The sequence below is a fragment of the Acidovorax sp. SUPP3434 genome (genome assembly GCF_030159015.1).
GTDB lineage: Bacteria > Pseudomonadota > Gammaproteobacteria > Burkholderiales > Burkholderiaceae_C > Paracidovorax.
Genome location: NZ_BQXL01000013.1, coordinates 1 through 13,038 on the forward strand (window position 1 = coordinate 1; position 13,038 = coordinate 13,038).

Here is a 13,038-nt window from a genome sequence, read left to right on the forward strand (position 1 = left end):
ACAGCCAGGGCTGCAGGCGCAGCCGGTAGGAGTAATACCGGTGGTCTTCGCCTTGCAGGCCGAACCGGGTGACGATGCCGTCCAGGTAGCGCCGGCCGCCGCCTTCGGTCTCCACCTCCACCGTGGCATGCTTGCCCAGCAACGCCTTGGGGTCGAGGGACTTGCTCTCGCTCAGCAGATCCACATCCAACACAAACAGCTCGCTCAAGGATTCCTTGCCCTGCAGGCGGCGAAACTGCAGCTGTTCTCCCAATGGCGTTTGGATCGTGACGCGGCGTGTCATCGTGGGCAGACCTTCACACAGGCTGTGGCATTGAAACGACGGTCATCATATCCCGGCATGCGAAAAGCCCTCCTCGCCGGCTGCCCATCCATGGCAGCAGCAGGAGCTGCGCAGCAGATGCGGAAAGCGGCCCCATTCGCTCATCCATTTTCCGCACCAGCAACGCACTGCTGCAGTGCCGTTCTGCACCGGCACGCCGCCCCCCGCCGTGGGCCGGCGCTGCTGCAGCACGCTTGAATCGGAGCCGCCTGCCTCTGCAGGCAAGCAGCCCGGCTCAGCCCAGCAACTTGAGCAGCGCGTGCGCCGCCGGCTCGGACGATGCGGGGTTCTGCCCCGTCACCAGCAGGCCGTCGGTCAGCACGAAAGGCGCCCAGTCGGGGCCCTTGGCGTACTGGCCGCCGCGCTCCTTCAGCATGTCCTCCACCAGGAAGGGCACGATCTTGGTGAGCTGCACGCCCTCTTCCTCGGTGTTGGTGAAGCCGGTCACCTTGCGGCCCTGCACGAGCGGCTGGCCGCCCACCGTCTTGGTGTGGCGCAGCACGCCGGGCGCGTGGCACACCAGGGCCAGGGGCTTGCGGTCGGCGAACGTGTTTTCGATCAGCGCGATGGAATGGGCGTCTTCCGCCAGGTCCCACAGCGGGCCGTGACCGCCGGGGTAGAACACGGCGTCGAAGTCGTCGGGGTTGATGCCGGACAGCGGCAGCGTGCTGGCCAGGTGCTTCTGCGCCTCGGTATCGGCCTTGAAGCGGCGCGTGGCGTCGGTCTGCGCATCGGGCTCGTCGCTCTTGGGGTCCAGCGGAGGCGGCCCGCCCTGGGGCGAGGCCAGCGTGATCTCGGCGCCTGCATCCTGGAACACGTAGTAGGGCGCGGCGAACTCTTCGAGCCAGAAGCCCGTCTTTTTGCCGGTGTCGCCCAGCTGGTCGTGGGAGGTGAGGACCATCAGGATTTTCTTTGCCATGGCGGTGCTTTCAAAGGGAGATCAGAAAAAGAGGAGAAGCGCCAGCGAAAGCGCCTGCCCCCAGATGGGGCCGGCACCGCCGAATGGAAGGGGGGGCCCGCAAAGAACGGGCGCGGGCGCAGACGGCAGCCCGCCGCCTATGGCGCGCGCTCAGCGGGTTGGCAAGGCCTTGCCGGCCCCGTTCAGAGCGCCGCTTCGAGCACGCGGCGGCTCACCTCGGGCGTCACGTCGCGGTGCTCGCCCAGCCGCACCATGCCGTGCGCCTCCAGTTGCGCCACCAGCGTGGCCACGCTGTCCGCGCCCACGCCGTAGGCCGACAGGCGGGTGGGAATGCCCATGCGCTCGAAGAAATCGCGCGTGGCGGCGATGGCCGCGTCGATGCGCTCGTCCTCGGTGCCGGTGCGGATGCCCCACACGCGCTCGCCGTACTGCAGTAGCTTGGCGCGCTTGGCGCCGCGCTGCGCCTGCAGCAGGGACGGCAGCACCACGGCCAGCGTGCGCGCATGGTCGATGCCGTGCAGCGCGGTGATCTCGTGGCCGATCATGTGCGTGGCCCAGTCCTGCGGCACGCCCGCGCCGATCAGGCCGTTGAGCGCCAGCGTGGCCGTCCACATCAGGTTGGCGCGGTCCTCGTACACCGGCTCGGGCGCGGCCAGGATGCGCGGCCCGATCTCGATCAGCGTCTGCAAAATGCCCTCGGCGAAGCGGTCCTGCACCGCGCCGTTGACGGGGTAGGTGAGGTACTGCTCCACCGTGTGCACGAAGGCATCGACCACGCCGTTGGCCAGTTGCTGCGGCGGCAGCGTGTAGGTCTTGGTGGGATCGAGCACCGAGAAGACCGGATAGGTGTGCGGGCTGCCGAAGGCCAGCTTGGCGCCCTTGGCGCGGTGCGTGATCACGCCGCCGTTGTTCATCTCGGAGCCCGTGGCGGGCAGGGTGAGCACCGCGCCGAACGGCAGCGCGCGGGCCACGTTGCTGCCGCGCTTTTCCAGGATGGCCCACGGGTCGCCGGCCCCGAACGGCACGGCCGCGGCGATGAACTTCACCGCATCGATCACCGAGCCGCCGCCCACCGCCAGCAGGAAGTCGAACCCGCCCTCGCGGATCTGCGCCACGGCGTTCATCGAGGTTTCATAGCTCGGATTGGGCTCGATGCCCGCGAACGTGGCGTGCTGCCGGGCCCCCAGCGCCGCCCGCACTTCGGCCAGCGTGCCGGTCTTCTCGGCGCTGGCGCCGCCCACCAGGATCAGCACCTTGGCCTGTGCCGGCACCAGCCGGTCCAGGTCGGCGATGCGGCCTTTTCCGAAGGCGATGTGCGTGGGGTTGTGGAAATCGAAATTCAGCATGGGGTTTTTCTCCAGGGGGGAAGTGATGGGTTGGCGTGGTGCGCCAGGCGCCGGAGCAGGGCCGCCGTCCCGGCCTGCGGACGGTCAAGGAGCCGCTCCGTCTCTCCTGGCGCGGCAATCTACCGGAGGTGGGGGCGAACGCCCGTTTGTAAAGCATCCAGTGGCACTGGCACTGGCACTGGCACTGGCACTGGCACTGGCCGCGGCCCGGCCAGGATCGGGGCACGCCTGCCTGGGTAGCCAGCGCTACCGCACGACCGCTGGGAAACGCGACACCCGGACGGCGACGCCCATGCGCCGGCACGCCTGCCGGATGCGGTCTACCCAGGCCCGGGTCACGAGGTAGGTGCTGCCGCCCACTGCGTCCTCGTCGGCCACGACGTCCGTCTTCCAATGGACGGGGTTGGAGTGCGCCAGCCCTGCGGCCTCGCTGTTGGGATCTTCGCGGGACCCGCCAGGGTCGTTCGTGAAGGTGTAAATCCTGGCCCCTGTGGTCCACACCATCCAGATCGTGTCGCGCTCTGTGGGATGCGCGGCGTCAGGGGGCAGCCGCTCCTGCACGAAACAGAACCGGTTTTCGTGCCGGTTGCGGTGGAGCTGGCGCAGGAACGCCTGCAAAGTGTCGGCCGAAGCGATGTGGCCAGCCGCCGGTTTCGAGAAGGCGGCATCGACGAGGACCGGGAAAGCCTGCGGTGCAGCACCTGCCGGACCGGCACCGAACCCCACCAACGCAGCGGTCGCCAAGATGGACCGACCTGCGCGAAGCCATGCCAGCCGGAATTCGGTGGCGGGGCGCTGGCGAGATATCGAATGCATGGCGAAGCGGCGTCAAAAAAGAAGGGGCGCAGTTTAAGTGCCGCCCCGTTGCCGGATTCACCCCTTGCCCATGCGAACGCCCACGCGTCGCTGGGCACCCGCCGCGATCGGCGTCGCCCTCAATCCAGCTTCACCCCCGCCGCCTTGATGATCTCCCCCCACCGCTTGGCCTCGGCGCGGGCCATCGCGCGGAACTGCTCGGGCGTGCCGCCCAGGGGCTCCATGCCGAAGTCCTGCATGCGCTTGACCACCGGCGGGCTGGCCAGGGCCTTGTTGACCTCGGTGTTGAGGCGAGTCACCAGCGCAGGCGGCATGCCGGCGGGGCCGAGCACGCCCTGGAAGGCATAGACCTCGGTGTTGGGCACGCCGGCCTCGGCCAGCGTGGGCACGTCGGGCAGGCCGGGCACGCGCTTGGCCGAGCCGATGGCGAGCGCCCGCACCTTGCCGGCCTGGATCACCGGCAGGCCGGCGGCCAGGTCGAGGAACATGCAGGGCACCTGCCCGCCCATCACGTCCTGCAGCGCAGGCGCGGCGCCGCGGTAAGGGATGTGGGTCAGGAAGGTCTGCGTGCGGTTCTTGAACATCTCCATCGCCAGGTGGTGCGGCGAGCCGTTGCCCGGCGAGGCGTAGTTGAGCTTGCCCGGGTTGGCGCGCGCGTAGGCCAGCAGGTCCTTGACGGTCTTGGCCTCGAAGGCCGGGTGCACCACCAGCGCGAGCGGAAAGCGGCTCAGGCCGCCGATGTAGGTGAAGTCCTTTTCCGGGCTGAACGGCAGCTTGCTGAACAGGTGCTCGTTGTAGGCCAGCAGGGCGTTGTCGGCCGACATGAGCGTGTAGCCGTCGGGCTTGGCGGTGGCGACCATCTGCGCGCCGATGTTGGTGGAGGCGCCGGGGCGGTTGTCCACCACGATCTGCTGGCCCAGCGGGCCGCGCAGGGCTTCGGCCACGGTGCGCGCCAGCACGTCGGTGCCGCCGCCGGCCGGGTACGGCACGACCCAGCGGATCGGCTGGCTGGGGTAGTCGGACTGGGCTTGGGCCGCCCAGGGCATGGCGGCGCCGGCGGTGGCGCCAGCGGCGGCCAGGGCGTTTTTGAGCAGGGTTCTGCGGTGCATGGTTTTGTCTCCTTCAAGGGAATGGTCGGGGGAAAGGGATGCGCCGGTGGGCATCCGTGTTTTTCTATTTGCTACTACTTTGATAGCGATATGCCCTAGATTTCATTGCGCTGGGGCCTGATCTGGCGTGGAATCATTTCCAGCCCCGCGAGGCGGTGCGGCTTGCGGCACCGGCGCGGGGAACACCACGCGCTGCACGCGAAAGCCCTGCTGCGCCATCAGGGCCGGCAGCCCCTGGGGGCCCGCCATGTGCAGCGCGCCCACGGCGGCGAACACGCGGTGCCCGGCGTCATGGGCGGCGGCGATGCCGCGGGCCATGCCGGGGTTGCGGGCGTCCACCATCTGCCGGTATTCGGCCTGCTCGGCCTCGCTGGCGAGGCACTCGCACCATTGCGAATAGGTCTGCAGCACGTTCAGGCGCCCGTCGGCCCAGGCCCGGGTGAGCCGGGTGATGGAGCGTTGCGCCTGCCCGCCTTCGAGTTGGTCGAGCGCCGCCCCCACGGCGGCCGCGGTGCGGACCGGGTCGTCGGAGGCCAGCAGGCGGATCTGCTGCTCGGGGGTTTCCAGCGCCACGATGGGCTTGGCCGTCGCACGGGCCATGCCGGCGATGACGGCGTCGATGCCGTAGGCCAGGTCCACGCCCAAGCGGCGCGCCGACTGCCCCACGAGCGTCACGGCCTGCAGCTCGGGCCGCAGGCGGGCGATGGCCGGCGCCAGGCAGGCGGCGTCCACCTGGGCGGCGAGGCGGGCGGCCAGGGCCGGCGGCAACGGGGGCGCACCGGGCGGGGCCACCATGGCCGCCTGCAGGGCCTGCATCACGGCCGGGTCCAGCAGGTCGAGTTCGAGCGCCACGCGGTCCGAGGCCATCACGGCCGCGCGCACCGTCGGGCCGGGGAACATCCAGCCGCGCTCGGCCGCGTGCACGGTGCCGTAGAGCCAGCTGGTGCGCCCGTCCTTGTCGATACGCCACAGCAGGCCGCGGTCGCGCGCATGGCGCAGGGCCTGCGGCATCTCGGCCGGATCGAAGGGGGCCGCCTCCGGTGGGCAGGAGCGCGGGGCACCGCGGCCATCGTCACTGGCGGCACTCGCGGGGGCAGCGGCTGGCGCGGCCATGGCCGGCGCCTGCTGCGCCAGCAGGGCGCCCGGCAGCAACAGCCACGCCGCCAGCGCCAGCCGGGCCAGCCCCGCGCGGGTCGTCATTGCGGGGCCGCGATGTTCTGGTCGATGGCGCCGAACAGGCTCTGGCCGGCCTTGTTCTTCATCTCGATGCGGATGGTGTCGCCGAACTTCATGAACTCGGTGGAGGGCTTGCCGTCCTGGATGGTCTCGATGCAGCGCTTTTCGGCGATGCAGCTGTAGCCCTTGGGCCACTCGGTGCGGCCGTTCTGCTCCACGCCGCGGTTGCTGACCGTGCCGCTGCCGATGATGGAGCCCGCGCGCACGTTGCGCGTCTTGGCCACGTGGGCGATGAGCTGGCCGAAGTGGAAGGTCATCTCGGGGCCGGCATCGCACATGCCGACCTTGCGGCCGTTCCATGTCGATTGCAGCGTGAGGTTCACGCGGCCCTGGTCCCAGGCGTCCCCCAGTTCGTCGAGCGTGATGGCGACCGGACTGAACGCGGTGGCGGGCTTGGACTGGAAGAAGCCGAAGCCCTTGGCCAGTTCGGCCGGGATGAGGTTGCGCAGCGAGACGTCGTTGGCCAGCATGACCAGGCGGATGCCGTCCAGCGCCTGCTCGGGCGTGGTGCCCATCTTCACGTCGCCGGTGACGACGGCGATCTCGGCCTCGAAATCGATGCCCATGGCCTCGCTCGGCACGACCACGTCGTCGCGCGGGCCGATGAAGTCGTCGCTGCCGCCCTGGTACATCAGCGGGTCGGTGTAGAAGCTCTCGGGCACCTCGGAGTTGCGCGCTTTTCGCACCAGTTCGACGTGGTTGATGTAGGCGGAGCCGTCCGCCCACTGGTAGGCGCGCGGCAGCGGGGCCATGCACTGGGCGGGATCGAAGGGAAACGCGTGCGGGGCGCGGCCGGCGTTGAGCTGGTCGTACAGGTCCTGCAACTGGGGCGACAGGAAGCCCCAGTCGTCCAGCACCTGCTGCAGGCGGCTCGCGATGCCGGTCGCATAATGGGCCGTGCCCAGGTCGCGAGAGACGACGACCAGCTGGCCGTCGCGGGAACCATCTTTGTAGGTGGCGAGTTTCATGGGGCTCAGACCTCTTGTCTTCCAACGCACCGGCGGCGGGTGCCCGGCACGAATTACGAATGGTTAAATTGATTTAACTAAACAAAACTCTGGAAATTCTAGTGCAGATGGACAAGGAACGGGCAGGCATACAGTCGGTGGAAGTCGGCTTCGCCTTGCTGGAGGGGCTGACCCGGTCGCGCGGACCGCTGATGCTCAAGGACCTCGCGGCCACGGCCGGCATGAGCGCCGCCAAGGCGCACCGCTACCTCGTGAGCTTCCAGCGCCTGGGGCTGGTGGCGCAGGACCCGGGCACCGCGCGCTACGACCTGGGGCCGGCCGCGCTCAAGCTGGGCCTGGCCTCGCTCGCGCGGCTCGATGCGATGCGCCTGGCGCGCGAGCGCATGCCCGCGCTCATGGACACCATCGGCCACACCCTGGCGCTGGCCGTGTGGGGCAACCGCGGCCCGACCATCGTGCACTGGGAGGAATCGCCCCAGGCCGTGACCGCCAACCTGCGCCTGGGCGACGTCATGCCGCTGCTGGCCTCCGCCACCGGCCGCTGCTTTTGCGCCCACCTGCCGCGCGAGGCCACGGCCGCGCTGCTCCAGGAAGAGCTGGCGCACGCCGCCAAGCTGGGCCGCACCGATCTGCCTACCGACACCACCGCGGTCGACGCCCTGCTGGCCGAGGTGCGCGAGCGCGGCGCGGCCCGGGTGGTGGACACCCTGCTGCCGGGCATCGTCGCGTTCTGCGCCCCGGTGTTCGACGCCGACGGGCACCTGGCCCTGGGCATCACCACGCTGGGCTCGGTCGCCACGTTCGATCCAGCCTGGGGCGGCGCCATCGACGCGCCGCTGCGCGCCGCCGCCCAGGCGCTGTCGCGCGACCTGGGTCACGGTTGCGCATGAGCGGGCCGGGGCCACGGGCGGGCCGCGCCGGCGCTGCAGGCCGGCGTTCGGCCACCGCCGCGCCGATGCTGTCGTCCGGGCACTGACCCATGCCGCGCCGCGTCCTCGTCCTGCTGACCCTGCTGGTGCTGGCTGTGCACGCCTGGGTGCTGGTGGGCCTGCCCCTGGGCGGCGGGCAGGATCGCGGCGCGCCGGTGCGCATGGCCTTCCACACCCGCACCGTGGCGCCACCGCCCCCACCCGAGCCGCCCGCCGCGCCGCCGCCGGCCGAAGCCGCTCCCGCCACTGCGCCGCCCGCTGCAGCAGCCAAACCCCGGCCCCGGCCGGCCCCCGTGCGCAAGCCGGCCGCCGCCCCGCCGGAAGCTCCACCGCCCACCCCGGCGCCCACAGCGCAGGCCGCCGAACCGCCGCCGGGCGGCGATGGCCCGGCCCCGGCGGCCTCCCCCGCGGAAACCACCGCCATGGCCCCGGCCGCCGATGCCACGGCAGAGGCTGCCACCGCCGAGGCGGCCACGCCGCCCGCGCCAACGGCTTCGGCCCCGACCGCCCCGCCGACCGCCGCGGCATCGGCCCCCACCGACAGCGCCCAGGACAGCAGCGCCGGCGTGGACATCCGACCGCCCGGCGCAGGCGCCAACACCGCCAGCACCACGCCGCCGCCCGCCCGCCTGCCCGATCCGGTGCGCCTGGAGTTCGAGGTGAGCGGCCAGGCCAAGAAGTTCAACTACCGCGCCAGTGCCGAACTGCTGTGGCGCCACGACGGCGCCCGCTACGAGGCCCGGCAGGAGATCAAGGCCTTCCTGATCGGCGCGCGCTCGCAGACCAGCACCGGGCAGGTGACCGCCAGCGGCCTGCAGCCGGAACGCTTCGGCGACAAGGCCCGCAGCGAGCAGGCCGCGCATTTCAACTTCGGCCAGGGGCGCGTGACCTTCAGCGCCAACACGCCGCAGGCCGCCATCGGCGCCGGCGCGCAGGACCGCCTGAGCGTGTTCATCCAGCTGGGCGCCCTGCTGGCCGCCGCCCCCGAGCGCTATCCCGACGGCACCCGGATCACCCTGACCACCGTGGGCGCGCGCTACGCCGACCGCTGGACCTTCACCGTGGAAGGCACCGAGATGCTGGACCTGCCCCGCGGCGCAACCCCCGCGCTCAAGCTGCAGCGCCTGCCGCGCAAGGAATACGACCAGAAGGCCGAGCTGTGGCTCGCGCCGTCGCTGGGCTTTCTGCCGGCGCGCATCCGCATCACGCAGTCCAACGGCGACTTCGCCGACCTGCGCCTGAGCGCCAGCACGCCACCGTAACCGCGGCTGCGGCGCGGCGAACCGCCCGAGAACCTGTGCGGTTTCGCCCACATGGGCGTGGGACAGTGCGGTTACTTCGCGGATCAGGCCGCCCGCGCACAGGATTCATGAAATACTGTTTTCACGCAGCCGGCGGGTTTTCACCGACCGCCAAAAGCGCCAGGGCTTGAACTTAGCGACCTGGGTGGCCATCTGACAGCAACACACCGACAGAGGAACACCATGCACATGCTCTATGACTCCGAAACCTTCGTGGTGGTCCACATGCAGCCGGATGCCGCCGCGGACGGCGCCCCCAAAGGCTGGCCCACCCCGCCCCAGCTGGCGCGCCACGGCTTCGAAATCGTGGACAAGCGCTCCGGCAAGGAGGTGTACCTGGACGGCTCGTGGGCCGAAATGTTCCAGCAGCAGATCCTGGCCTGGCAACGCGACACCCCCACGCAGGAAGAAGTCGAGGACACGCTGGACGGCTACGTGGGGCTGGCGCAAAACCCGGTGGTGGTGCACTGACGAACCTTGCACCGTCCCACGGCCACGGGGATGGGCTCCGTGGCTCCTTCCTGTTTAGGCAAGCCATTGACATGAATGGCGTCTGCCACTGGGGCACTCATTTTCAAGCCATGTCAGCCCAGGCACACCCCATGGGCCAGCGCGGCTAGCCGGCCGGCTTCGTCGCCGGGTAAATCCACCGATACAACGGCGCCACCAGCAGCAGCACGGCGATCAGCCGGCACACCTGGAAGGCCGTCACCACCGGCACGCCCAGCTGCAGCACCTTGGCGGTGATCGACATCTCGGCGATGCCGCCGGGGGCCGAGGCCAGCACCATCGTCACCCAGTGCAGCCCGGTGGCCCGGGACAGCGCCACGGCGAACAGCGCACACACGGCGAGCAGCACCAGCGTGCCGATCGCCACCGAGCCCAGCCAGCGCGGCGCGGTGTGCAAAAAGCCGGGGCGAAAGCGCACCCCCAGGCTCACGCCGATCACCAGTTGCGCCGCATTGACCAGCGCCTGCGGCACGGCCGACAGCGTGATGCCCGCCATGGCCAGGCCCATCGACACCAGCAGCGCGCCCATGAACCAGGGGTTGGCGCGGCCCAGGCGGTCCATCGCCAGCGCGCCCAGGCCGGTGAGGCCGGCCAGCAGCGCCAGGCCCTGCACGTCCACCACGCGCACGGCGGGCGGCAGCAGGTCCAGGCCGTGCAGGCCGCTGAACTGCAGCGCGAATGGAATGGTCACCGTCACGATCACCAGCCGCAGGCTGTGGCTGGCGGCCACGAGGTCGGTGCGGGCGTGCTCGCGCTCGGCCAGCAGGGTCATCTCCGAGGCCGCGCCGATGGCGCCCGAGAAATAGCTGGTCGCGCGCACCACCGGCGCCGGGACGCCCTGCAAATGCGGCGCGTGCACGCGGTACAGCCACGCGCCGAACAGCCAGCCGCCGAACAGCGCCCACGCCACACCCAGCGCGATCGCCCACCACAGCCCCGCCACCAGCGCGGTGACCTGCGGCGTGAAATACAGGCCCAGCACCGCGCCCAGGGTCCACTGCCCGGCATTGCGCAGGCGCCGCGAACTGGCCGTGGGCACGCCCGAGATGGACAGCAGCGCGGTGGCGACCAGCGGACCGATCATCCAGGGCAGCGGCGTGTGCAGGGCCAGGCACACCACCGCGGCCGCAAGGGCCAGGGCCAGGGTGAGAAGAATGCGGGCAGGTGGAAAAGAGAGCATCGGCGGGCGCGGAGCGGCGAAATCCAGGGGAGGGGAAAGTATCGCCCGCGCGGCACCGGCCCCCTTTTGCTCACCCAGGATTGCGATGAAGAAGGCCGAATGCCCTAGTACTCATTGCCTTTGATGCTATTTAATTAATAGCAAACCAATCCACCGGCATCAGGAGGGCCGGGCCGCGGGGCACAGCGGTTCGCCCGAGGCCGCGGCCCCGGGCCGGGCCAGGGCGCCCAGCGCGCCGGCCAGCGAGGGGTGCCTGAACGCATAGCCCTCGGCGAGGGCGCGCCGGGGCACCGCGTGCTGCCCGCAGAGCAGGAGTTCGGACATCTCCCCCAGCGCAGCGCGCAGGGGCCACGCCGGCATCCGCAGCAGGACCGGCCTGCCGAAAGAGGCCCCCATCGCCGCGGCGAACCGCGCCTGCGAGGGCACGTCCGGCGCCACGGCATTCACGGGGCCGGCCATGCCGGGGTGGGACAGGGCATGGCAGACCAAGCCCACCGCGTCGTCGCGGTGAATCCACGGCACGCGCTGCCGGCCACTGCCGAGCACGGCGCCGAGTCCGGCCCGTGCCGCCCAGGCCAGCGGCGAATAGGCCCCGCCCTGCGGCCCCAGCACCAGGCCCATCCGCAGGCAGACCACCCGCACGCCCAGGGCCTGTGCCGCGCCTGCCGCGCGCTCCACCTGGGCGCACAGGTGCGACTGGAAGCGCCCGGGCTGCGGCGCGCCGCGTTCGTCCAACGGGGTGTCCGCCGCGGGCACGCCGTAGAAACCCACGGCCGACGCCCCCACCAGCACGGCGGGCGGGCAGTGCAGGCGCTGCATCAGCCCCAGGAGCTGCCGCGCCGTTCCGACCCGGCTCTCGACCAGTTGCCGGCGCCGCGCGCGGGTCCACGGCCGGCCCAGGACCGGCGCGCCGGCCAGGTGGACCACGGCGTCGATGCGTGTCTCGCCCGGGATGTCCTCCAGGCGGTCCAGCGCCCAGACCTGCGGGCCGAAGGTCGCGCGGGCCTGCAGCGGATCGCGCGTCCAGACGATCACGCGCCGGCCTTCGCCTTGCAGCCGGCGCACCAGCGCCGTGCCGATGAAGCCGGTGGCGCCCGTCACCAGCACCGCAGGCCCGCGGGCGGCAACGGGCAGGGGTTCAGCGGATGGCACGGCCGCCCGCAGCCGCACGACGGCGAACGCATTGCGAACGCTCCAGGCCAGCACCACCACGGCCGCCACCGTGAACAGCCAGGACCAGGCCCCATGCCCGACCCGCACCACGCCGGTCGGCAGGGCCGCGTGCGCCGCGAACAGGGGCGCGATCACGCCGACCAGCACGCCATAGCTCACCGCCAGCAGCGTGTGGAGCACCCGCTCGGCGGGCGGCAGGCGGCGGCTGCGGTCCTCCTCCAGGAAGTCCGCCGCGGTGATCACGATCTCCACCGCCAGCAGGGCCGTCGGCAGCAGCACCCACCAGCCCTGCCACTGCACCCAGGCGAACCCCAGGAAGAGCACGCCGTAGATGGCCTCGCGCGCCGCGTGCAGCAGCAGCTCATGGCGGGCCGAGGTTCGCTGCGGCAGGCGGGCGGACCACTCGTGGTGCCAGAGGTTGTCGAACGCCCCCATCAGGGCCTGCACCGTCAGAACGATGAAAACGATGTCCATGGAATCACTCCTCGGGATCGGTGAACACACCGGTTTGAAAAAACGTGCAGCCCCACAGCGGGTGCGCCATGTCCAGGGTGAAGCGGAACGTGCCCGGCCCTTCGTCGCGGTGCTCGACCCGGCACCGCCCCGGCGTGAGCCCATCGGGAATGGGCACGCAGAACGCGCCCAGCGCCAGGAAATAGCGGCGGCTGTAGAACACCAGAGCCCCGTCCTCCACCACCACGTCGAGCGCCATGGACAGCCCGCCGCTCGTGCGCTCCTGCAGGCCGCCGTCCGGGCCGCGCAGCTTGGTCGAGCGCACGACGGCGTCGTCGCGCCGCCCCGGCAGGCGAAGGTGGCGCTCCCACACGACACCGCCGCGGGCGTCGCAGTGCACCCGCACCTCGGCGGGCACGCCGGTCTCGTCGGCATCCAGCAGCGGCCCGCCCAGCAGGCGCGAGGCCCAGGCAAAGCACCGGCCCATGCGGGAGCGCCGGACGTCCAGCGCGCCGCTGTAGCGCACCGGCGCATGGCCCGCCGCGAAACGGCGGCGGATCGCGGGCGAAAGCCGGTGCCATTGGGTCGCGCCCAGCAGTGCGGCCAGGTCCAGGGGCACCGGCGCCTCGGCAGGGGCATGGCCATCTGCATAGGCATCGGCATCGCGGGGCACAAGGAGGGGTGTGGCGGTCTTCATGCCTTCTGTATTGCAGGGCACGTGCCAGCGCACAGACCGTTGATTTCAAACGGTTTTTCAATCCACCTGTCAACGCGGT

Annotated in this window: 13 protein-coding genes; 3 read left to right on the forward strand and 10 right to left on the reverse strand. The window is 71.1% G+C overall.

The window, feature by feature from the left end; genetic code table 11:
• From AVKW3434_RS17990 to AVKW3434_RS18020, 7 genes are all read right to left on the reverse strand, one after another.
• On the reverse strand, positions 1–283 hold a 283-nt coding region (locus tag AVKW3434_RS17990), incomplete at its 3' end, for a contractile injection system protein, VgrG/Pvc8 family (protein WP_284406933.1).
• 274 nt (positions 284–557) lie between these two features.
• Positions 558–1,241 carry a type 1 glutamine amidotransferase domain-containing protein gene (locus AVKW3434_RS17995; RefSeq protein WP_284406934.1) on the reverse strand — a complete coding sequence of 228 codons (684 nt, stop codon included), beginning with the start codon at positions 1,239–1,241 and terminating at the stop codon, positions 558–560.
• Positions 1,242–1,423: 182 nt separating this feature from the next.
• A complete protein-coding gene (locus AVKW3434_RS18000) occupies positions 1,424–2,587 on the reverse strand; it encodes an iron-containing alcohol dehydrogenase (protein WP_284406935.1) in 1,164 nt (387 codons plus the stop codon).
• Between the two features lie 246 nt (positions 2,588–2,833).
• Positions 2,834–3,403: a hypothetical protein gene (locus AVKW3434_RS18005; protein WP_284406936.1), complete on the reverse strand. Its 570-nt coding sequence runs from the start codon at positions 3,401–3,403 to the stop codon at positions 2,834–2,836.
• A 119-nt stretch (positions 3,404–3,522) separates the two neighbouring features.
• On the reverse strand, positions 3,523–4,512 hold the full coding sequence (locus AVKW3434_RS18010; protein ID WP_284406937.1) for a Bug family tripartite tricarboxylate transporter substrate binding protein: 990 nt from the start codon (positions 4,510–4,512) through the stop codon (positions 3,523–3,525).
• 102 nt (positions 4,513–4,614) lie between these two features.
• Complete coding sequence (locus tag AVKW3434_RS18015) at positions 4,615–5,712, reverse strand: TraB/GumN family protein (protein ID WP_284406938.1); 1,098 nt, start codon at positions 5,710–5,712, stop codon at positions 4,615–4,617.
• Positions 5,709–6,716, reverse strand: coding sequence for a fumarylacetoacetate hydrolase family protein (locus AVKW3434_RS18020; RefSeq protein WP_272549346.1), 1,008 nt, complete (start codon positions 6,714–6,716; stop codon positions 5,709–5,711). Before AVKW3434_RS18020 ends, AVKW3434_RS18015 begins: the two co-directional genes overlap by 4 nt.
• Before the next feature lie 107 nt (positions 6,717–6,823).
• Here AVKW3434_RS18020 and AVKW3434_RS18025 point away from each other — a divergent pair, with 107 nt between their 5' ends.
• The 3 genes from AVKW3434_RS18025 to AVKW3434_RS18035 all read left to right on the forward strand — a co-directional run bounded on the left by AVKW3434_RS18025 (position 6,824) and on the right by AVKW3434_RS18035 (position 9,417).
• Complete coding sequence (locus AVKW3434_RS18025; RefSeq protein ID WP_284401536.1) at positions 6,824–7,606, forward strand: IclR family transcriptional regulator; 783 nt, start codon at positions 6,824–6,826, stop codon at positions 7,604–7,606.
• A gap of 89 nt (positions 7,607–7,695) precedes the next feature.
• Positions 7,696–8,907: a DUF3108 domain-containing protein gene (locus tag AVKW3434_RS18030; protein ID WP_284406939.1), complete on the forward strand. Its 1,212-nt coding sequence runs from the start codon at positions 7,696–7,698 to the stop codon at positions 8,905–8,907.
• Positions 8,908–9,129: 222 nt separating this feature from the next.
• Positions 9,130–9,417: a BTH_I0359 family protein gene (locus tag AVKW3434_RS18035; RefSeq protein ID WP_272566968.1), complete on the forward strand. Its 288-nt coding sequence runs from the start codon at positions 9,130–9,132 to the stop codon at positions 9,415–9,417.
• 145 nt (positions 9,418–9,562) lie between these two features.
• On the opposite strand, the gene AVKW3434_RS18040 is transcribed toward AVKW3434_RS18035, so the two are convergent.
• The 3 genes from AVKW3434_RS18040 to AVKW3434_RS18050 all read right to left on the reverse strand — a co-directional run bounded on the left by AVKW3434_RS18040 (position 9,563) and on the right by AVKW3434_RS18050 (position 12,959).
• Entirely contained in the window at positions 9,563–10,636 is a 1,074-nt protein-coding gene (locus tag AVKW3434_RS18040) for an AbrB family transcriptional regulator (RefSeq protein WP_284406940.1), read from the reverse strand.
• Positions 10,637–10,795: 159 nt separating this feature from the next.
• Positions 10,796–12,283 (reverse strand): TIGR01777 family oxidoreductase, encoded by a 1,488-nt coding sequence (locus AVKW3434_RS18045; protein ID WP_284406941.1) that lies wholly within the window; start codon positions 12,281–12,283, stop codon positions 10,796–10,798.
• Positions 12,284–12,287: 4 nt separating this feature from the next.
• Positions 12,288–12,959 (reverse strand): DUF4166 domain-containing protein, encoded by a 672-nt coding sequence (locus AVKW3434_RS18050; RefSeq protein ID WP_284406942.1) that lies wholly within the window; start codon positions 12,957–12,959, stop codon positions 12,288–12,290.
• Between the last annotated feature and the right edge of the window lie 79 nt (positions 12,960–13,038).